The organism is Acinetobacter sp. YH12219, assembly GCF_013417875.1.
In the GTDB taxonomy this organism is placed as follows: Bacteria; Pseudomonadota; Gammaproteobacteria; order Pseudomonadales; family Moraxellaceae; genus Acinetobacter; species Acinetobacter amyesii.
This window is the reverse complement of record NZ_VPDC01000065.1, coordinates 1-1,125: the sequence shown is the minus strand read 5'-3', so window position 1 is coordinate 1,125 and position 1,125 is coordinate 1. Positions and strand designations below refer to the sequence as shown.

The window sequence follows — 1,125 nt, the reverse complement described above, 5'->3', positions numbered from 1 at the left end:
TGATTCCTACAGCTAGACGCTTATGCCCAAGCGCAAGAATGTTTAGAGCTGAGTTTATATCTCGATCATGAGCTGTACCACAGCTCATGCACTCCCATTCTCTTATTCCAAGATCTGTCTTACCTTTTGGACTACTTGAGGTGATCTCACCGCAGCACGAACAGATTTGGGTGGTATAGGCTTCTTGGACTTCTTCAAACAATACGCCTGCGTTCTCGCATTTATACTTGAGCATTGTTTTTAGTGCCGAAAATCCTGTATCCAAAACAGATTTTGCCATTTTGGTTTTTACTAATTTTTTAGCACTCAAGTCACCTACAATAATCAATGCATTTTCATTCACAAGCTTGGTGCTTGCTTTATGCAAATGATCTTTTCGACTATTTGCAATCTTGGCGTGTAATGCACGAACACGCTTCTTATTCCTGGCTCTCTGAGCAATACCTAATTTCTGCTCATATTTTCGATAGAATTTTGGATTTGAAATTACTGTGCCATCAGAACAGGTGGCAATATCTTTTAAGCCTAGATCAATACCAATCGCTTTGGTTGCTGTCGATTTATCTTGCTTAGGCGATTCAACAACAAGACATACATACCAACGCCCACGGCTATCCTCTACAAATGAACCTGTTTTTAACGTGTATTTGCTTAAACCGTAGCTATCCCAAAGCTTAAATTGGTGTTTTCCATACTGGACATATCCATTGGCATATTTGATAGCCACCTTTTTAAAGGGAACCCATCCCAAAGAGCGCCTTGCTGATTTTTTATTGCTGACACGCCATTTCAGCTTTGCCTTTTTAAATTGCTTTCTTCGGGTGACTAATTCTTCAGTTACAGCCTGAATGGTTTGACTATGTAAATTACATTCTTTGGATGTGCCTTTCGTATATTTGGCAATATCAAAAGCAGAGAGAAATTCACCTTTCCGCTTCAAATGCCTAAACCCTAAATCATTGACATAATTCCAGACGAAGTTCACTTCTGATGCTAGTTGGTCTAACACCTTGCAATGTTTGTCTTTTATACGTAATTTAAGGGTTTTCATGTACTTATATTAACAATCAAAACTCAAGGAAAATAGTCCTTAGTTAAATCAAACGACACTTCATGTCGTGTCGC

At 38.8% G+C, this 1,125-nt stretch carries 1 protein-coding gene; it reads right to left on the bottom strand.

Features of this window, described 5'->3' with window-relative positions:
• On the bottom strand, nt 1–1,051 hold a 1,051-nt coding region (locus tag FTV04_RS16615), incomplete at its 3' end, for an RNA-guided endonuclease TnpB family protein (protein WP_180090435.1).
• Between the last annotated feature and the right edge of the window lie 74 nt (nt 1,052–1,125).